General features: G+C 44.4%; 17 protein-coding genes. 6 read left to right on the forward strand and 11 right to left on the reverse strand.

Features of this window, described 5'->3' with window-relative positions:
- Positions 1 to 38: 38 nt before the first annotated feature.
- Positions 39 to 1664: a hypothetical protein gene (locus ACT3TH_RS09565; RefSeq protein WP_444755620.1), complete on the forward strand. Its 1626-nt coding sequence runs from the start codon at positions 39 to 41 to the stop codon at positions 1662 to 1664.
- A gap of 161 nt (positions 1665 to 1825) precedes the next feature.
- On the opposite strand, the gene ACT3TH_RS09570 is transcribed toward ACT3TH_RS09565, so the two are convergent.
- The gene (locus tag ACT3TH_RS09570) at positions 1826 to 2353 is read right to left on the reverse strand and encodes a Spy/CpxP family protein refolding chaperone (RefSeq protein WP_444755621.1); all 528 of its coding nucleotides are present in this window, start codon (positions 2351 to 2353) and stop codon (positions 1826 to 1828) included.
- 267 nt (positions 2354 to 2620) lie between these two features.
- Between ACT3TH_RS09570 and ACT3TH_RS09575 the strand changes: the two genes are divergently transcribed.
- The 3 genes from ACT3TH_RS09575 to ACT3TH_RS09585 all read left to right on the forward strand — a co-directional run bounded on the left by ACT3TH_RS09575 (position 2621) and on the right by ACT3TH_RS09585 (position 6281).
- On the forward strand, positions 2621 to 3328 hold the full coding sequence (locus ACT3TH_RS09575) for a response regulator transcription factor (RefSeq protein ID WP_444755622.1): 708 nt from the start codon (positions 2621 to 2623) through the stop codon (positions 3326 to 3328).
- The gene (locus ACT3TH_RS09580; protein ID WP_444755623.1) at positions 3328 to 4971 is read left to right on the forward strand and encodes a sensor histidine kinase; all 1644 of its coding nucleotides are present in this window, start codon (positions 3328 to 3330) and stop codon (positions 4969 to 4971) included. Before ACT3TH_RS09575 ends, ACT3TH_RS09580 begins: the two co-directional genes overlap by 1 nt.
- A 272-nt stretch (positions 4972 to 5243) precedes the next feature.
- Positions 5244 to 6281, forward strand: coding sequence for an energy transducer TonB (locus ACT3TH_RS09585; protein ID WP_444755624.1), 1038 nt, complete (start codon positions 5244 to 5246; stop codon positions 6279 to 6281).
- A gap of 162 nt (positions 6282 to 6443) precedes the next feature.
- Here ACT3TH_RS09585 and ACT3TH_RS09590 read toward each other — a convergent pair whose 3' ends face one another.
- From ACT3TH_RS09590 to maiA, 5 genes are all read right to left on the reverse strand, one after another.
- The gene (locus ACT3TH_RS09590) at positions 6444 to 7589 is read right to left on the reverse strand and encodes a HupE/UreJ family protein (RefSeq protein ID WP_444755625.1); all 1146 of its coding nucleotides are present in this window, start codon (positions 7587 to 7589) and stop codon (positions 6444 to 6446) included.
- Positions 7586 to 8830, reverse strand: a complete 1245-nt coding sequence (locus ACT3TH_RS09595) for a tetratricopeptide repeat protein (RefSeq protein ID WP_444755626.1) — start codon at positions 8828 to 8830, stop codon at positions 7586 to 7588. Before ACT3TH_RS09595 ends, ACT3TH_RS09590 begins: the two co-directional genes overlap by 4 nt.
- A gap of 79 nt (positions 8831 to 8909) precedes the next feature.
- The gene (locus ACT3TH_RS09600) at positions 8910 to 9191 is read right to left on the reverse strand and encodes a hypothetical protein (protein WP_444755627.1); all 282 of its coding nucleotides are present in this window, start codon (positions 9189 to 9191) and stop codon (positions 8910 to 8912) included.
- Positions 9192 to 9218: 27 nt separating this feature from the next.
- Positions 9219 to 10718 (reverse strand): DUF4331 domain-containing protein, encoded by a 1500-nt coding sequence (locus ACT3TH_RS09605; RefSeq protein ID WP_444755628.1) that lies wholly within the window; start codon positions 10716 to 10718, stop codon positions 9219 to 9221.
- 158 nt (positions 10719 to 10876) lie between these two features.
- Complete coding sequence (gene maiA, locus ACT3TH_RS09610) at positions 10877 to 11524, reverse strand: maleylacetoacetate isomerase (protein WP_444755697.1); 648 nt, start codon at positions 11522 to 11524, stop codon at positions 10877 to 10879.
- Positions 11525 to 11723: 199 nt separating this feature from the next.
- On the opposite strand from maiA, the gene ACT3TH_RS09615 reads away from it, so the two are divergent.
- Positions 11724 to 12581, forward strand: coding sequence for an IclR family transcriptional regulator (locus ACT3TH_RS09615; protein ID WP_444755629.1), 858 nt, complete (start codon positions 11724 to 11726; stop codon positions 12579 to 12581).
- Between the two features lie 54 nt (positions 12582 to 12635).
- Here the strand turns inward: ACT3TH_RS09615 and ACT3TH_RS09620 are convergent, their stop codons facing one another.
- From ACT3TH_RS09620 to ACT3TH_RS09640, 5 genes are all read right to left on the reverse strand, one after another.
- Positions 12636 to 13703: a TRAP transporter substrate-binding protein gene (locus tag ACT3TH_RS09620; protein WP_444755698.1), complete on the reverse strand. Its 1068-nt coding sequence runs from the start codon at positions 13701 to 13703 to the stop codon at positions 12636 to 12638.
- Between the two features lie 64 nt (positions 13704 to 13767).
- Positions 13768 to 14322 (reverse strand): VOC family protein, encoded by a 555-nt coding sequence (locus ACT3TH_RS09625; protein WP_444755630.1) that lies wholly within the window; start codon positions 14320 to 14322, stop codon positions 13768 to 13770.
- 123 nt (positions 14323 to 14445) lie between these two features.
- On the reverse strand, positions 14446 to 15735 hold the full coding sequence (fahA, locus tag ACT3TH_RS09630) for a fumarylacetoacetase (protein ID WP_444755631.1): 1290 nt from the start codon (positions 15733 to 15735) through the stop codon (positions 14446 to 14448).
- Positions 15736 to 15995: 260 nt separating this feature from the next.
- Positions 15996 to 17192, reverse strand: a complete 1197-nt coding sequence (locus tag ACT3TH_RS09635; protein WP_444755632.1) for an amino acid aminotransferase — start codon at positions 17190 to 17192, stop codon at positions 15996 to 15998.
- Positions 17193 to 17300: 108 nt separating this feature from the next.
- Positions 17301 to 18230, reverse strand: a complete 930-nt coding sequence (locus ACT3TH_RS09640; RefSeq protein WP_444755633.1) for a LysR family transcriptional regulator — start codon at positions 18228 to 18230, stop codon at positions 17301 to 17303.
- 159 nt (positions 18231 to 18389) lie between these two features.
- Between ACT3TH_RS09640 and hppD the strand changes: the two genes are divergently transcribed.
- Positions 18390 to 19484: a 4-hydroxyphenylpyruvate dioxygenase gene (gene hppD / locus ACT3TH_RS09645; protein WP_444755634.1), complete on the forward strand. Its 1095-nt coding sequence runs from the start codon at positions 18390 to 18392 to the stop codon at positions 19482 to 19484.
- Positions 19485 to 19643 lie beyond the last annotated feature (159 nt).

Consider the following 19643-nt stretch of genomic DNA (forward strand, 5'->3'; position numbering starts at 1 on the left):
GTTGTCACGTTTAAGCGAATGTTTATTAAGGATAAAAAATGAAAGCAGATCATCAAGCCATCGCAAACAATGTTTTGTCACCCATCAAAAGCAATGTCTTATTTGCCAGTGCGTTTCTGACAGGCACGCTGTTATTGACAGGTTGTCAGTCTACCAGCTTTTCTAGCAATGCTAGCCAGTCTAACGCTATGATGGCAAAGCAAACGCCCGCTGCTGCCAAGACGGCATTAGCCACAGCCTTACAAAAACAGCGCCGTCAGTCATTTAGCTATCATAGCAACCTTGAGATCAATAACGATCAGTTATCCACCAAGGTCGATACACAACCAGTTGTCGCATCGGATAGTGTAGATACGTATTGCGAAGACACTCACGACCAAGCATATGCAACATTAATCGCGCAGACAGAGATACAAAACAAAGATATCTTGGACGCTGACTATGATGCTCAGCGAGTAGCACTCAAAGACACTTATCTTGAGTGCACAAATGCGTATGAAGCGTGGTTAGACCAGACATATGACAGTAGCATCACCGTGCCTTCCTCTTACCAGCAGTTATTTGACAATTATGAAGATCAGTCAAAACCACTGGATACCAAAAAAGCGAAGCTGCTGGATGCGTATTTGCTAAAACCTTTGTCAATCAACACCCAAGGTATCTATCAGCCGATGGCTGGTAGAGCAACCATGCTTGCCAGCGCCCAGTATCATGCGCGCAATCATCAAAGTCATATCAACCAGCCCATTTATATTGACTTTAAAAACGGTGACGTTTATCTGTGGGCGGACAATTTTGCGATACTTAACTCAGAGTTTTTAGATGACAAACTTGGGACAAAATGGCAAAACAAGTGGCTAAAAATAGCCATTGATGATGGCACATTGCCGAAAGACTTTGGTCGGGAAGTGATTAAAAGTCATTTCGCTGCTGTCGATCAAACGTTTGCAGCAGCACCTATTAGTCAATTTGATTATATAGCGCCCAATACCTTGGCATCGCTTTCTCCCAAGTTACCAAAGCATCAGCTACCATCCATGCTGGCAAGCGATCAAATCATTCGCCGTGTACAAAGCGCTGAGAGCTACGAGAAATTTTATCAAGACTATCTCCGCATTTTTTACGATCGCATTAGTAAGCAATATCCTGAGCTGGTCAAAGAAAGTGAGCCTGATGAAGTAGAAGGAATGCGTGCTGAGAAATTTACCAGTAAAGCTTTAGCGCAGCAAATGCTCGCCATGATCAAGAAGGAGATGAATGATGAGAGTGAAGGTAAAGACGAAACAGCAGAAGTAAAAGCGCGAGCAAGCACGCAAGTGCAAGAGCTTTATGGTTTTGATAAACGCGGTCAGCTCAAATGGCAACATGCACGAAAAGAATTTTCAAGCAAAGCCAAATCTGATGGTAATACATTAGGCAAAGGTGTGGTTATAGATGTGTTGCAGCAGTATTCGGATATAAGCACCAAAGCGGCTATGTTCCCGAATTTACCAAATAATGTGCAAGTGCCAAACGCTAGTAATAGCATCGATGCGCGCCAATATGGTAAAGAGATTTTGCAGTATTACCGCGATGGTAACGGGACTTTTATGGGCAAGATGGTGTTTGGTAGGTTGTCGATGTCTGGGGAGTCGCTTGGTACTGTTGAGGGTATTGCGGATTAAGATAGTCGTGCGTATTTGAGTAGTCAGTTTTTATCCATAAAAAGTGCACCGTTGATACGATGCACTTTTTTATATTCTTATACTAAGTAGGACAGGGCGTATTAACGCCATGTTGTCTATCTATACTATGTTGCCTACCCATGCTATGACGACTTGAGCGCTTACATGCCTTGACGCTGTTTGTCATGCATCATTTTGCGGTGCTCTGAGCCTTTATGACCTTTGGCCATTTTTTCAGCTTTCATTTTAGCCATTTTTTCACGCTGTTCAGGCGTTAGGACTTGAGTGATGGCGTGCTGAGTTTGCACACGTTCGATAAAGCGCTGTTTTGTTTTGGCGGCTTGCTGGTCTGCCAAACGGTTGACAGCCGCATTGTTTAGCGTGCTTGCATTGGTCAATGCTTGCATTTGCTGTTCCATTTGCGCGCGTTCTGCTTTGTATTTTGCGCGGTCAGCTTTATGGTCGCCATGTTTTGCTTCCATGATGGTTTTGATTTTTGCTTGTTGTGCCGCAGTCAGATCCAACTGAGACATTGGGCCTCTCATGCCGCCCTTTTTCATGCCATCTTTATGTTTTTGCATGCTGGTGCTGGCAGGTTTTGTATCAGTGGTTGCGTTAACACTGGTACAAGCGGTGACGGTAAACACGCTAGACATTGCCAATACTGAGCCCAATAATAATTTTTTCATAATGCTATCCTTGATTGAATTTGGCGTGGTTAAATGAACAAATAAAGTCTTATCTATGACGCTCAATCTCACTATTGATAATTTGAACGTTAGAGATAAGCGCCGTACTTGTTGCTGGCCGTACTTACTGCTGATAGTCGCTATCTTACGACAGTTGAAGGTTACGAACATTTATGAAACATTAAGAAAGGTAACGTTTATGGCGTATCGACAAGCACTTGCCTGATAATATGGTAATAAAGCCATTTAGCGCTTAAGGAGACAGATGTGCCAAATGTACTACTAGGCGACGATGACGAAGAACTGACGCAATTATTACAAGAGTATTTGCACAATCATGGTGTGAGCTGCGATTGCGTACACGATGGCGAAGCCGTCATTCAAAAGCTTAAAACCGCAAATACTGTGGATGCCGTAAATACCAGCAGTACCTCTGCCTACGACTTGCTGGTACTCGATATTATGATGCCAAAAATTGATGGGCTGAGTGTGCTACGTCAATTGCCAAACATCAGTGATATTCCTGTCATCATGCTGACCGCAAAAGGTGAAGAGATTGATCGTATCATTGGTTTAGAGCTTGGCGCTGATGACTATATTACCAAGCCCTGCAATCCGCGAGAGTTGCTTGCGCGTATCAATGCCGTGATCAAACGCACCAATGCGATTGCATCAGAGCACACGCCATTACCTGAGAGTCGCTTATGTCTCGATCAAAACCAGCGGGTTTGTCAGATAGATGGTGTAGAGTTACAAGTGACGGGTACGGAGTTTGATCTATTGGTCGCGCTCCTCAAACAAAAGGGCGAAGTCGTCAGTAAGACGTGGTTGTCAGAGCATGTCTTGCAGCGTGAATTGCAGCCGTTTGATCGTAGTCTAGACGTTCATGTCTCACGTCTGCGCAAAAAACTTCAACCCTTTCACGATGAGCCGATAAAAGCGGTGCGTGGTAAAGGGTATCAGTTGGTACTTTAATGAAAGATTCATTAATTAAGAACACATCGATAAAGGATACGTCGATAAAAACTTCTGCCTTTAAGATTCGAGTAACGCTGTTTTGGCGTCTGTTTTTGAGTCTGCTCTTGACGATTTTAATGACTTCCATTTTGTCTATCATGGTGGAGCGTTGGTTGGTTGAAAAAGCGCTGACGGCTCGCATGGATACACAAATCGACAGTCTTTTGATCAAGCGTCAAGAGATGGTTGAGGCACTACAAGCAGAGGACTTGGCGGCTGTCAGACAAATGTATCGTCAAGACTGGCGGCTTATGAGTCAGATCAGAGTCTATGATGAGCAAGGCGCTATTATATTTCCGCGTTATCGAGACAGATATGATCCGCGCAGGCAAGAACGTAAGCAAGAGAGACAGAAAACGATTAGACAGCCGTCAATGCCTTCAGTGCAGTCGACGACAACAAAGCCCAAAGCTGATATCGACAGAAGAATTGACCACGACGATAATGGCCCATCGCATGACAAGCCATCTGTCTTAAGTCATCTTTTGCATCCGGTGATACCGCGTCGCGCTACGATTGCTGATCCTGATAATCGCCCTGAATTGGCTGACATGACAGTCGTCTTACCAGACAACCAGACGGTCATCGTGCAATTGCGTCCGCACTTGCGTTTTTCAGATGTGGTCGAGCTGCAACGTGGCAACTTTCCAGTTCGACTGCTTTTGATCATTGTCTTTAGTGTTTTGGTTTGCATCTGGCTTAGTCGTACGCTAAGTCAGCGCATTCGACGTGTGCAAAGTACAGTACACCGTATGATTGATGGGGATTATCAAGCCAATCCAAACCTATCTAAAATGGGCGATGACGAATTGGGCTTATTGGCTAAAGACGTGGCCAAGCTATCAGTGCGACTGGCTGAAAGCGAACTGGCACGTAAGCAGATGCTAAGTGATATCTCGCATGAGCTGCGCTCGCCATTGGCGCGTCTGGATGTTGCCACTGAGCTGACGCGAGATTTTGCGCCCAATGCCAATCGTTATCTCGACCGTATTGATAAAGAGTCAGCGCGTATGAATGAGCTGATTGAACAAATCATTCATATCCAATCGTTGCAGATGCAGCAATATACCATCGATAATTTAGAAAACGACATGGTCGATATCTCGCAGATTATTAGTGAAATTGGACAAGATGTTTGTTTTGAGTTTCAGCATAAAAACGTGCAATGGCAATGGCAGGCATCTAGATTTTCTTCAAAAAACACTCTTGCTACTTCTTGGATGGTGCTCGGCAATCAAGAACAGCTGCACAGTGCCCTTGAAAATGTCATTCGTAATGCCTTTATGCATACTACATCTGATTCAGCGGTGACTGCTGACATTAAAAAAGTGGATCTGGACAATAAGCGGCCTGCCATCCAAATCAGTATTAAGGATGAAGGCGGCGGCATAGCAGAGAATGACTTAGAACGTATTTTTCAACCGTTTGTACGTCTTGATTCTGCTCGCCATCGCGAAACGGGTGGCTACGGGTTGGGGTTAGCAATTGTTCATGCAGTGGTGATGGCGCACAAGGGATATATCAATGTCTATAATCGACAAGATGGCATAAAAGGGCTGGTAATGCAGATCATTTTGCCCATTGAATATAAAGGGCGTTAAGCGCGAATTAGAACAATGAGCGTGGCGTTCTTACAATGTATTTATGATGTGCATAGAGTTAATTTACTTAAAAAATATTGTCCTAATTGGATAAAATTTCCTCGCGTGCTACTAACGCAAAGACTGCGTAAAACTCCTCGAAATAACCTATTTCCAATTCTAAGATGGTTTGACTACAAAGCGTCAAACATTGCATTATTCGCTTTTTATTTGTCAAATCACCGGATAAACTCATATATAAGAATGTTTTTAAGAGTATTCTAATAACTATTATGATGCCAAATTTTTTTACTCGTCCTCTCACTACTTGGATAACCATGTTAGTCGTCGTACTGCATGGGATCATTGCGTGGACAATGGTATCTGTTGATAAACCAGCACCTGTTATCACTAAAGCCAAGCCCAGTATCATTCACTTAGAGTTGATAACATTGGCATCAACACCTGAAAACATAAGACCATCTACAAAGAACCTTCCGACTGTCCCTCAGTCCAAACCCTTAAATGACAAACCCTCACCGCCCAATGTACAACCAGATGAACCGATAGAAAAGGCCGAAACTACTGAAACGTTCACAGTATCAGATTCAGTGGAGCCCCTAAAAACCGTAGTAGAACAGAAGCAAACAACCCCAATGACAAGTACAACATCGATTAAAGAAGATGTTGAAGTGGAGAGGAAGCCTGAAAATCCTTCATCAGACCAAAAGCTATTAATAGCAGAATTAAAGCAAACAGTTAACACATCTGACACAAAGGAAGAAACAGAAGATGATTTGTCTGCCATGATTCGTGCTGTAACCGCGCAATTTAATCGCGAACAAGCCGTACAGCAGCGAGCCGCGAAAAATCAAGCCAATAGAAAGCTAATAGAACAAGAACAGTGGCAAGCACAAGCAGCAAACGAAGCAGTTGGCAAGATGTTAGCATTAGCCGCATCCCAGGCCGAACAACAAACCACCGATCAAGCCGATTTAGATAATAACGTTAACAAAAACGACGTAGACGCTCCTTTTTTGGCAGAAGATGGCAGCTGGATGGATGGGCAAGAACCCACTACCAGTGTCCCATCGCTTGTATGGCGTAATGTTAATACTCGTTTGGGTGATGTATTTATTGTTATGCTAGAGCTACATGTCAACAAAGAGGGATATATTACTGAGGTGCAATTACTTGAGTCGTCAGCCAGTCCCATCATCGATGCCATAGCAACCACTCAAGTAAGGGCAGGGCAACTCAATCCGCTTATACAAAACGGCATCGCAGTGGATGCCGTTGTACCGATGTCGCTAGTTTATGAAAGACCTTAGTTTCAGATTTCAACAACGCGTAGGACAAAAAGGTTTGGCTACCAATTTGTCACAGCTGTTGTACTGGACGCCACCCATTTATATATTAAGCCCTTATATCAGATAGATGCGGCCAAACTGCGTGCTGTTTGGTTCTTTGAGTAATATTACTGTTCACTTGACCTAAAATGCCCGCTCAAAAAACCACCATAGGGCCACTAAAATACTAATTAATGATCCTATATAAAAAATAACGTACTTATAAAATTGCGTGTGACGTAACAAGAGGGCTATTGGAAACACTAAGGCGATAAATACCAGTTGTCCCAATTCAATGCCTATATTGAAACTCAATAATGCTAATACACGCGCGCTTGTGGCAAGTGGCAAATCTACTAAAACATTGGCAAAGCCAAAACCGTGAATGAGGCCAAAAAAGAAAGCAAGATAGATTGCTCGTACTCGCAACAATGGTACTAAGTTATTGAGCGCGGCAAAGGCGATAGACAAAGCAATGACAGACTCAATAAAACTGGCTGGTATACTGACGATTTGTAAGGCCGCTAAGCTAAGCGTAATCGAATGCGCGAGCGTGAACGAGGTGGCAATCCAAAAGACTTCAAGTAGAGCTGCTTTCGGTTTGGAGACAGCAACCAATTGTTTTTGTTTGCGCACGTATACGGCAGGGATGAGCAATACGAACAAAAATAGGAGGTGATCCCAACCAATCAGCAAATGATGTACACCGCTTTTGAGAAAATTTGTCGCCGTAGATATCGAGTCAGACGCTGCTTCTGAACCTAATGGGTTTTGACCGACAGCCAATACTTGTAGCGGCATGCCCTCATTGGGTTGTGTCAGGATCAGGCGGTGATTGGCGTCAATACCTGCCAGTATCTGATAATCAAGGCGATCAATTGGCTGCTCACAGTTTAATTTAAAATTGATATGTAAATAATTAAAACCGCCGCGTGTGTTGATTGCTAGTGGCTCAAAACTTGCTATTTGACAAGCTTGTGCCGCACTTTCTAATGTTACCTTAGACGTCATTAGCTGCTGTATAAGTGGCGTCTGTGATTTTATTTCCGCCCAGCTGACCTGCTGGTCTTGGTTTGGGTCTATGTTTATCAGCAATGCCAAATCGCGAAGTGACAACTCGTATTCGGCATCGTATCTGACTTCCGATGCTCCCTCAGAATCATCTTTGGTAAGGTTTAAGTAGGCGGTACTGGCTTCATGCGCTTGTACTAGGGTGCAAGTCAGCAATAAAAATAGTAGCGTCAAGTAACGATAGGTTCGACACCAAATAAGTCTGCTAAGTACGCTCATAAAGTCTTATCCTTGACCTGAACTTGTGCATCTGACTGTTGAGTGCTTTTAACCTGCATAGAGGCATCCTGCGTGCGAGCAGTTTGACAATGTATACAGTCGCTGATTTTACCTAAGCGTAGATCACGCTCTAGTGCTGGATATTCAAACTGAGTGTCTGTTATAAATTGACGTATAAGCTCGATGTCTTTTTGGCTGCGAGCTTTGAGAGCAGCTGTCGCATAGAGCACGATATCCGCTGTCTCACGCTGCTGTTGCCAATTATCCCGAGCCAGTTGAAGGGCAGAGTCAACCTGATTGGCAAGCAAAGCATAAGTGGCCTGTTCGCGCATATGAGCGTCTTCTTGGCGTATCTGCCACACATTAATGCGCTCCTTCATCAATGCCAAATTCTGACTGGCCCTCTTATCGCCCAATTTCATTTGAGCAGTAATGAGGCGTAGTAGCAAAGCATCTTTATCCGTATGCTCTTGAAGCAGATCACGGACTTTCTCATATTCACCAATACTCAATAGCCAATCAGATCGAGCCATGAGCGTAGGTACTGTCTGATCATCCATGACATCGAAGACTTGGCTGGCAAGCGTGGTATCTTGGCTACGTAATGCTGCATCTGCCTGAATCAGATAGATCCAGCGAGCAGTCGAGGCATCTAGCCCAGAAGCAATGGCTGCCAGACCACTGAGCGTTTGTTTTGCTGGTTCAAGTTCACCAGTCATGCTCTGTATTTGCGCTTCACAAGCCAATGCATAAACACGCAGGTCAGGGTCATCAAGCTTTTTGCAGTGGCTCATCGCTTCTGCAAACTGACCCTGAACCACGAGTAAAGAAGAAAGGGTCAGTAGCGCATCTGCATGAGCCGCATCTTGACTGAGTATTTGCTCTAATACGGCGGTTGCTTCAGCAAATTTGTGATCCGATTGAAGTGCCCGTGCTTGTAGCATGAGGGTCTCTATACTCTGGTCCGTTGTCTGATCTAGCTGCGCACGCGCTTGTCCTAATGCTCGTGGATCACCCTGTAGATAAGCACGCTCCAACAATTGACTGGTTTCCTCCAACGTGTTTGTACCCGTATCGGAGACAAAATCAGCTGAGCTTAGATAGCGTGGCGGTGGAGAGTCGTCAGGTAGGGTCGCAAGAATTTGTTGATCGTCTTTTGGAATAAAGGGGGCAGCATGAATCAGCTGGCTACTGATGAATAACAACAATAAGCATTCGATAGGGAACTTAATCCAGTGCATAAAATATCTCGCTCAGAACATAAAGAAACACCCAATCAGTATACTGACTAGGTGTTTGCTAGATTTATCTCACGTTATACTAGAGTGAGGCATTGGCATTTGCTACTACAACAGGTTCTGCCAAATTTGCTTCAGGAAGTATAATCCGATCGATATCTTGAGGCTCATCGGTATCCACATTATTACTGGCGTCAATCACATCAGAGGTTCTGCTAACAGCCAGCTTAGCTTTTTCTTGGTCTACTGCAACATCGTTATTGACTGGATTTGTTGGTTTACTAGCATTGTTATCATTGTCATTGAAACAACCAGAAAGCGCAGCTGATCCAGTGATCAATACGGCTAACATTAGATAGCGCATAGTATTTCTCCTTGGGTTAGTTTCAGCTTATCGGCTACCTGGGGTAGGAGTCGTTAGATAAGGAAAGACTGAATCAAACTCGGTAGCAGGTTTGAGAGCGCCATCAGTGAGTGGTGCTTTTCCAGCTTTGGCATCAGCAGGTACACAGGTGACCTTGGCGTCTAGACCAGCATGACACAGTGCACCCATCGATACTCTTAACGCAATGTCAGTCACGTCATCACCAGGGCGTCGACCATTTGGGAAGCCTGCAGTATCTTTAGCATCTGCCTTAGGACGACCATCGGTCTGACCAGGAATAATACTAATCACACCCAAGTCATTTTGCATAGAAGCAGGTACTGCTGCAATATTGGTGTTCAAGCGCAGCATATCGGCAGGTACTTGATTTGCATTCATTGGCTTATTAACACCAGGAACGCCCGTCAAAAATGCCGTTACTAAATCTTGACGTGGGAAGTTCGTCGGCGCTGGCGCACTTGGGTACAATGACTCAATCAAGGCTGGGAGTGTAGGATAAAAGACATAAGGTGCAAATTTTGCGACATCGTCTTTTGGTTCTGAGGCGTTAAACTTGTCTTTGTCCTTAAGACCAATCACCACTTCGTTGACTAATGGCATACCCAGTCTTGAAACCTGAGTCCATGCACCGCCTTTTTTAGCAGTGGTACTGATGCCAGAAGCAGGTGAAGGGTTCACAAGCGTTGCCTGACGGACACTAGCAGTTGTCCAAGCCCCAACCACAGGATCTTTGCTGCTCGCGTTGATCAGACAAGCTTTCGGAACTTCCATCGCAATCGACGTAACGTTTTTGTCCGCTAATACGTTGGTACCGCTATCGCGTGCGCCCAATGGGTTTAGGTTAACTAAATCGAATACTCTACCTAAATCGATAGCAAAACCTTCAGCACGTTGACCAACAAATACCTTACCTTGCCCGCAGCTGCCCAAATTCAGAGTTTTGATAAAACTTCGTGCGTAGGTAGGATAGTCTGCAAAAGACTTCGTACCGATATAATCAAACGGCTTATCGAAAGTACCTAAGGAAGTTCTTGTGCCACTACGGCGATCGCCTTTAACCATGGTTACGTTATAGCTCTCGCTCGTTTGTAAATTATCAGGATTTGAGGCATCACCAGCGTTCGATAATGGTATAGCGACATTTGGCGTCGATGGATTACCATCTGAGTCAATTTCAATGCTGTTTAATTTTTGAGTAAAGTCAAATTGGAAAGTGAGGTCTTCAACAGCGTCACCGTTGTTGTCGATATGAATCTCATAAAGGGCATCTGGATCTAGCGCAAAATAATTGGGTCCGCCGTAGGCGTCTTGTAGCGGTAGGTAGTTGGCAATAATCGTGACATAATCTGCCCGATTATTCTCATAGCTATTGAACATATAAAAGTCAGAGGCATCGACTTTTGGGGTTTTAGTGATAGAAGGTGCTTCGCGGTGACTTGAAGCGACTGCACTTGCGCTCACGCATAGTGCCATGGCTCCTATCAGAGTCTTAGTCATATATTTCATATACATCCTTGTAAAGAAACTTTAAGTGAAAAGGCTGTTGGGTCGGTACCACTTGTAAACATTGGTTAACTGAATAACGTCTTGATTAAGCTGATTTTAATCATACACTCATTTAAACGGATTTATCAAAAATTTTATTGATTTTAACAATTTATTATTTAGGACGTTCTTGGCGCATCTGGTTGCATCATAGGATCAGCGTCTGCAAAGGCTTTGAGTGTGCGACAATGTGTATCAATTTCAACGATATTGGGATAAAGGCTGAGGTCTACCTTGAAGCGGCGGGCAGAAGAGACCTGCGGAATCAGATAGCAATCTGCAAAAGTAGGACTGTCGCCATAGCAGAATTTTCCACGAGTCTTGTCGTCAGCCAAGCGTTTTTCTAACGCATCAAAACCCTCCTTCATCCAGCGACCACACCATGCCATTACCTCGTCCTCATCTACTGACAATTCATTGCGCAGATACTGTAAGATACGGCGGTTATTAATCGGGTGGATATCACAACCAATTAGAGCACTAAGCGCACGCACGTGCATACGACCAGTTGCGTCTTTGGGCAATAGAGGCGTATCAGGATAGACTTCTTCTAACCATTCCAGAATAGCGGGGCTTTGGTATAACAATAAATCATCCGCTTGCAGGACAGGCACCAATCCTTGCGGGTTGAGAGATTGAAACGCATTTTGTCGTTGTTCATCTTGCGCCAGATTGACCGCAATATAGTCATAATCCAGCCCTTTTAAGTTTAGCGCGATACGAGTACGATAAGAGGTACTGCTACGAAAGTAGCCATAAAGTGTCATCATTATTCATTCCTTTTGTTAGAGTGTCCGTAAGAGAAGGGGTTATAATTATCTAAACTACATTTATTTCAGATAAGTTTATTTTAAAGAGATAGAGACAGTTTTAAATAACCAAAAATAGTATGATGAAGTTAAAATTTATTCGACCGATACTAACTAAGCAAACTACTCATTAAGTAAATCATTTATCGAGCAAAGCATGCCAGCAGCTGACAACCTTGTAGATACGTCCCTTCTAGCCAATAAAAACCAAAGTGGTGTCCAGTCGCTTGAGATTGGACTATCGATATTAGATGTTCTTATCGATCATAATGAGCCTATGATGTTAAAGGACGTCGCTCACGTGATGCAGATGCATCCTGCCAAGTGCCATCGTTATTTGGTGAGCCTTATCCGTAAAAACTACGCTCGTAAGCTTAGCGATGGCCGTTATGGATTGGGTGATAGAGTCAATGCACTCGCAGCTTTGGGGCATACAGGGTACAATCAAAACAATATCTTAGAGCGGCTGACGCATATTGCCAATGAGATTAAAGATACTTTAAATTGTGCAGTACAAATTGCCAAATGGTTCAATGAAGGGCCTATCATCATTCATTCTGTTGAGCCAGACAGCCCCATCAGTATCATTACGCGTATCGGCTCACGTATGCCGCTGACGACATCAGCCACGGGTCAGCTGTTTGCCAGTTATCAACCCGATGCTGTGATTGAGCCATTGGTAATGAATGAATGGCAGGCTGAAGAGAACGCGGCGGCAGCAAAAAAGTGGCAACATTTTATCCAACTACAAGCCAACATTCGTACCCAAGGCTATGCAACCGTCACTGGTGATATGTTGATGGGCATCAATGCCATTACGATTCCGGTTATTTTGCCACAACGTACAAATAGCCATCCTACTCAGTCAGCTACCAATGACAAGCCCTCTGATAAAAACTTGCCATTAGAATACGCGATTACTGTCATCGGAACCACAGAGCAGCTGCCAATGAGTAAGCAGCATAATGTGGTTGAGCAAATTTTAGTCATCGCGCAGCGTTATCAAATCGCATAACCATTCTTTGGCATAAAACTGCCTGCGCCAGCCATGACCTGAGTCTATTAAACGTTAAACAACACAGGTTTTACTGGCGGCTTTGATTTTTTCGTATACGTCATTGGCGTCCAGCCCTGTAGCATTCACCTCATTTAAGTATTTCTGTGAGCCTTCCATTAATGGCCCTTTCCAATTGGGATCATCGAGAGGGTCAGGAATATCAATCATCACATCGCCTTTTTCTTTGGCGGCGTTCATCGCTTTGTCGTTACTCACATCAAAGACTTTAGAGACATTAGCCGCCATTGCCGCCCCTGAATTATCATCTATCACTTTTTTAAGATCATCTGGTAAATTATCGTATTTGTCTTTATTCATACTGATGACAAATGTGGAGTTGTAAAAAGGAATGTTGGTATGAGTATTGATCAGCTCATCGAGACGAAATGCCTGAATAGGCTGCCAAGTAAAGCTTAGCCCATCAATAACGCCGCGTTGAAGAGCGGTATAGGTATCACTGGCAGGCATACCAACGGGCGCAGCGCCAGTCGCTTCGATGATATGACTGGCAACCGCCGACGGTTGACGAATACGTAAGCCCTTCATGTCAGCTGGTGTGCGTATCGGTTTATCAACAGTATGCAGCGCGCCTTGTCCTGTGCCCACAAGAGCGAGGAGATGAGTGTCTGCGTACTCACTGGCAATAATGCCCTCGTCATAAAGCTTATGGAGGATACAGCTCTGCTGCTGGGCAGTATTTGTGATACCAGGAAGCTCTACAATTTGGGTTAAAGGAAATCGTCCAGCCGTATATCCTTGTGCTTGCATACCAATATCAACGATACCTTTCGCGGTGGCATCATAAGTAGCACCGGGTTTGCTCAAGGTAGCAGAAGGGTAGATCTCGACCTTGATACGTCCGTTTGAATCGGCTTCGATTTTCTTCGCCCAAGGCTCTAACGCCTCGGTATTGATATTATCAGTGGCCGTCATAAAATGTGAGAATCTTAAGGTCGTGACTTCTTCTGTATTGCCTGCGTCTGTATCCGCTGAAGCGTTGACAGCTTGGTCGCTATTGCTACAGCCACTTATCATCATTAAAGCGGTTAATAGCATTCCTAGGTGCGTTTTTGTTGTCATCATAGAATCCTTTCCTGATGGTTAAAGAGTAGGGCATGATAAACACGCCCTAGTATTCATCTGTCTATTTTGCCTCAGCCAGTTCTTCACTGTGCAAAAACTGTGTATGCGTTGGTGCGCGTTTGGTACGTGACCATTCTTCAAGCATGTCTTGCTTGATGGCTTCTGTAATCATCGAGACTTTGTCATGTGAAGTGGGGTCATCATAAGTCAGCTCTAAACGATGACCATTGGGATCAAAGAAATAAATAGAATGGAATATTCCATGATTGGTGACGCCAATCACATCGATCCCCGTTTTTTCCAAGTGTTCTTTGGCCAGTAGCAACTCATCGCGGTCTTTGACCTTGAGTGCCAAGTGCTGAACCCAGTTTGGCGTATTGGGATCAAAGCCCATTTCAGGCTGATTGGGCACTTCGAAAAACGCCAATACGTTGCCATTGCCAGCGTCTAAAAAAACGTGCATATACGGGTCAAAGGCTTTGGTCGAAGGCACGTGATCTTCGGCAAATGCTAAGATAAAATCCATGTTTAGGTGCTTTTGATACCATTCAACGGTTTCTTTGGCATCTTTGCAGCGATAAGCCACATGATGAATTTTTTCAATTTTAAAGCTCATATCAATATCCTTTTGATAAGGCGTGTCACTCACTGCGCTGTCAATACATGACTGTATGTAATCTTTCACTAGTCTGAATGAGATAGTCACGCCTGTGTTGTATGCCAATAAGGTTTATCTAAATTATTTGTCAAAATCAAAGCTAAGAGCGGGCAGTACTTTGCCGCGCACTTCACCAAAACCAACCCGAATACCGTCTTTTTCACTATAACCTTTCATAATCACAGTATCACCATCTTCGATAAAGCTGCGAGTTTCACCGCTACTGAGTGTGACGGGTTTGGTGGCGTTCCAAGCAATCTCTAACATCGAGCCGTAGGAGTCAGGCGTTGGTCCTGAAATGGTGCCTGAACCCATCATGTCACCGACTTCTACTTTGCAGCCTGTGATGGTGTGATGGGTCAGCTGCTGCGCCATTGACCAGTACATGTATTTAAAATTGGTTTCACAAACAACGGTGGCACTATCCGCATGTTCAGGCAGTAGCTCGACCGACAGATGAATATCAAAGCTGCTATCGGTGTCTTTTTCATTTAAATAAGCAAGGGGCTTTGGCTCTTGAGTCGGGCACGGCGTTTTAAAGGGTGCCAGCGCATCCATGGTCACAATCCAAGGAGAGACTTCAGAGGCAAAGGTTTTGGCGTTAAAGGGGCCTAAAGGCACGTATTCCCATTTTTGTATGTCACGGGCTGACCAATCATTGAGCAAGACCATACCAAAGATGTGATCGAAGGCATTATCTACCGCAATTGGTTGCCCGATGTTATTGCCTTTACCGACAACAAAAGCAGTCTCAAGCTCAAAATCTAAACGCTTACAGGCTGAAAAAATAGGGCGGTCATCCGCATTGGGTTTTAGCTGACCAGATGGGCGTACGACATCCGTACCACTGACAATCACTGTACTGGCGCGTCCATTATAACCAACAGGCATCTCTGTCCAGTTCGGCAATAGGGCGTTGTTGGGATCGCGGAACATGGTGCCGACGTTGGTCGCATGCTCTTTAGAAGAATAAAAGTCTGTAAATCCTGGTACTTGGACTGGCAGATGCATGATGACGTCTGTTTGCTTAAAAAGGGCTTTTTGCTGCAATTCTGCATTGTCACGCAAAGCATCGCTATCAGTAGACAGCAGCGTTTGAACGGTTTGACGCGCTTTCGTCCAGTTGTCTCGACCAGAATCGATAAAAGCGTTTAGCGTGGGTTGATCAAAATATGAGCCGCCCGCTAATTTCAACAGGCCTTCGGTTTCAAGTACAGACAGATCCAATATCTGATCGCCAATGGCGACACCAGCGCGACGTTTGCCGTCTTCAGTTTCGCTAAAGATGCCATAGGGCAGATTATGAATTGAGAAATCAGAATCGCTAGCGATAGTGATAAATGAGGTAAGATTTTTGTCAATCGTTGACATTGAGACGCTCCTTGCTAAAAGTGTGTTTTGAATTACGTTATGATTAACTACTTACGAATAATGTAATTTATAGAACAGTAGATTGCAAGTTTTTTTATGCAGCGATTGAACGTCTTGTTGGTAGTGCTAGGGGCATTACTATTGCTAGCGTTATTTGTATGGATTCAACAAATACGGGACGAAAAAAAGGCTAAGCAAGCGCTCAGCCTTTTTCTTATAACGTGCTTTTACCACATTGTATCGTTTGGCAAAGGAAGCAATTAGTCTTTTAATACGTCTGCCATGGCGTTTGCCACATAGTCGATGTTACTGGTGTTTAATCCTGCAACACACATACGTGAGTTGGAGATCATATAAATACCGAACTCGCTTTGTAGACGCTCGACCTGCTCAGGCGTCAATCCTGTGAAGCTAAACATACCATTTTGGCGGGTTAGATAATCAAAATTGCGGTCAGAAATCTTAGTTTCTAAGACAGATTTGAGCTTGAAACGCATCGCTTTGATACGATCACGCATCGCATACACTTCGCCAACCCACTGCTCGTGTAATGCCTCGTCATTCATGACGATATCGACGACGCGTCCACCATGTGATGGCGGGCTTGAGTAGATACGGCGTACCATAGCATTCAATTGACCAAAAACACGCTCAGTTTCGTCTACGGTTGGGCAGACTACGGATAGACCGCCGACACGCTCGCCATAGAGTGATAAGTTTTTAGAAAATGAGTTGCTGACAAATAACGGCAGACCCATATCGACCGCTTTACGAATCGCATAAGCGTCGCTGTCCATGTCCTCGCCAAAGCCTTGGTAAGCAATGTCCATAAATGGAATCAGTTCACGCGCTTGAACCACATTTAGAACGGTGTCCCATTGCTCACGAGTCAAATCCATACCGGTTGGGTTGTGGCAGCACGGGTGCAATAAGACCACGTCGTTTTTATTCAAGGTTTCAAAAAAGCTGATCATCTCATCGAATTTGACGCTATTGCTGGCCTTATCGTAGTACGGGTATTTACCCACTTCGACATCAGAGCCTTCAAAAATAGCAATGTGGTTGGCCCATGTTGGATCGCTGACATAGCACTTGGCTTGTGGAAACCATTCATTGATGAACTCTGCACCGATCTTTAGCGCGCCAGAACCACCGATAGTCGCGATGGTGGCAACCAAACCGTCTTTTAGAACTTGGGCATCTTTACCGAAAAGCAGCTCTTGACAGCCTTTACGGTGTCCTGGCAAGCCTGCCATTGGTAAATATGGGCGCGCAGTAATAGGATCGGCAATGCGCTGCTCGGCAGTTTGTACACAATCGAGGACGGGCAATACGCCATTTTCGTCATAATAAATACCAATCCCTAAGTTGACCTTGTTGGGATTTTTGTCCGCCAAAAACTTTTCCATAAGCCCTAAAATCGGATCACCAGCGTAATAGTCGATACGTTCAAACATGTTGTTTCCTTATAAAAATATAAATCGAGCAACCAAAAATCATAGAGCAAATTGGCACGTAACTCAACACGAGATTCAGTTATCTTGGATAATTCATCCTAGCCACATTTAGATACGCTGTAAGTCATTAAAATGGCTCGAAAAATAAGTCTGTAAAAAGGTTTTAAAGGCAATGGTGGCAGGTGACAAAGCGCGAGACGACCGCTGATAGATAAAAAATTGGCGCATTTTAGTGGGCTGGGTGAGCGGTCTCATCTGTAAGCCATTGGCACTGACCCAGTCAATGACCTCAGGCATGTAGGGCAGACACAGAGTGATCCCAAAGCCTTGGCGGGTCATCTCAAGCGCGGTAGACATAAAGTTCACTTTATAACGGGCTTGCTGGATATGAGTCGCGATGCTATCGGCAAGCTCTGCGGTTACTTGCTCAATAAAACGTCCTTGCAGTGTGATAAGTGGAATGTCTAATAAGTCCTGCCACGTGATTTCAGATTTTTGAGCCAGCGCATGACTGTCAGGCATGACCACACAAAATGGCAGCTGGTATAATAAATCAGCACTGATATCATCCTCAGTCTCCATAAAATCAAGCTCAGTACCGACACCCAAATCTACTTCAATGTCTTGAATATGTTTTAGCAAGTTTTCTGCTGAACAATCCAGCAAAGAGACGCTAATCTCAGGATGCTTGTCAGCAAATTGGGCGATTACAGCTGGCATGGAGGAAGCTGCAAACTGGGAAACCGCCAAACGTACCTGACCTTGCGCCAAGCTTGTCAGGCTGTTTGCCTCATTTTCAAACAATTGCATCTCATTTAAAATGCGCCGCGCTTGCGGCAGTAAATGCCGTCCTACTGCCGACAAGGACAGCTGGCGTGTGGTGCGGTCAAATAGCACGATACCAAGACTCGATTCTAGCTCTTTGATCAAACCACTTACGGCAGATTGGGTCAAATGCATCTGATCGCTGGCACGGGTAAAGCTACCATTGTCAGCAACTTCGATAAAGGCCGTCAATTGGCGAAAGCTGATATTCATAAGTAAACCTGATAAATAAATCATAAAAAACAATTAGTCTTATAAATAAAGCTAATCTAATATAAATGCATCGTCAATAAGAATTATTGATTGAACGCATTTTTCGCAGTATTTTTAACGTATTTTTTATACCACCAATTGAAATTAAGGATGATTACAATGGCAGATTTATTTGAAAACCCAATGGGATTGCAAGGGTTTGATTTTGTAGAATTCGCCTCACCAAAGCCCGATACGGTCGACGCATTGTTCAAACAGCTTGGCTTTGCCCATGTAGCCAACCACAGATCAAAAGACGTGGCTCTATACCGTCAAGGTGACATCAATCTTATCCTAAACCGTGAGCCTAAAAGCCAAGCCAGCTACTTCGTTGAAGAGCATGGTGCAGGGGCTTGTAGCATGGGTTTTCGCGTTCAAGATTCCAAAAAAGCTTATGAGCGTGCCATTGAAATGGGCGCGCAGCCAGTAGACGTGCCAACAGGCGTAATGGAGTTGAGATTGCCTGCCATCAAAGGCATTGGTGGCTCACTGATTTATCTGATTGATCGCTTCAAAGATGGCGAATCTATCTATGATGTCGACTTTGAGTTTTTTGCAGATGTAGATAGACGTCCTGTTGGCTATGGTTTTAAAGTCATCGACCATCTGACTCACAACGTTTACCGTGGCCGTATGGCGTACTGGGCCAATTTTTATGAGCGCATATTTAATTTCCGCGAAATCCGCTACTTCGATATCAAAGGTGAATACACTGGTCTGACCAGTAAGGCCATGACTGCGCCTGATGGCAAAATCCGTATCCCGCTCAATGAAGAATCTAAGCAGGGCGGTGGTCAAATCGAAGAGTATTTGATGCATTTCAATGGTGAGGGCATTCAACACATTGCCTTAGCCAGTGATAATCTGCTTGCCAGTATCGATAAACTTAAAGCCGCAGGCATTCCATTAATGACCGCACCGACGGCTGCTTATTACGAAATGCTAAGCGAGCGTTTGCCAAACCACGGCGAAAACGTCGATGACTTGCAAACTCGCGGTATCTTACTAGACGGTACGACAGAAGGCGGTACGCCGCGCCTATTGCTACAGATTTTCTCTGAAACCATCTTAGGTAGCCCTGTGTTCTTTGAATTTATTCAACGTAAAGGCGATTATGCAGATGGCTTTGGCGAGGGTAACTTCAAAGCGTTGTTTGAATCCATAGAACGCGACCAAGTGCGTCGTGGCGCGATTGGGCAACAAGAGGCTGGTTAGCAAAAGTCTGGTCTACTAGCGTCGTCGTTTTTACGCCAGTTATAGCCAGCTCAATGTAAAAGGGATACGGCTTGACTGGTATAAATTTTTCTTGCTTGCTGCGTTGCTGACAGAGGCTACGAAAAATTTGTACCAGTTACGCATCTAATCCCTTGTATC

The organism is Psychrobacter sp. AOP22-C1-C5, assembly GCF_052378885.1.
GTDB lineage: Bacteria > Pseudomonadota > Gammaproteobacteria > Pseudomonadales > Moraxellaceae > Psychrobacter.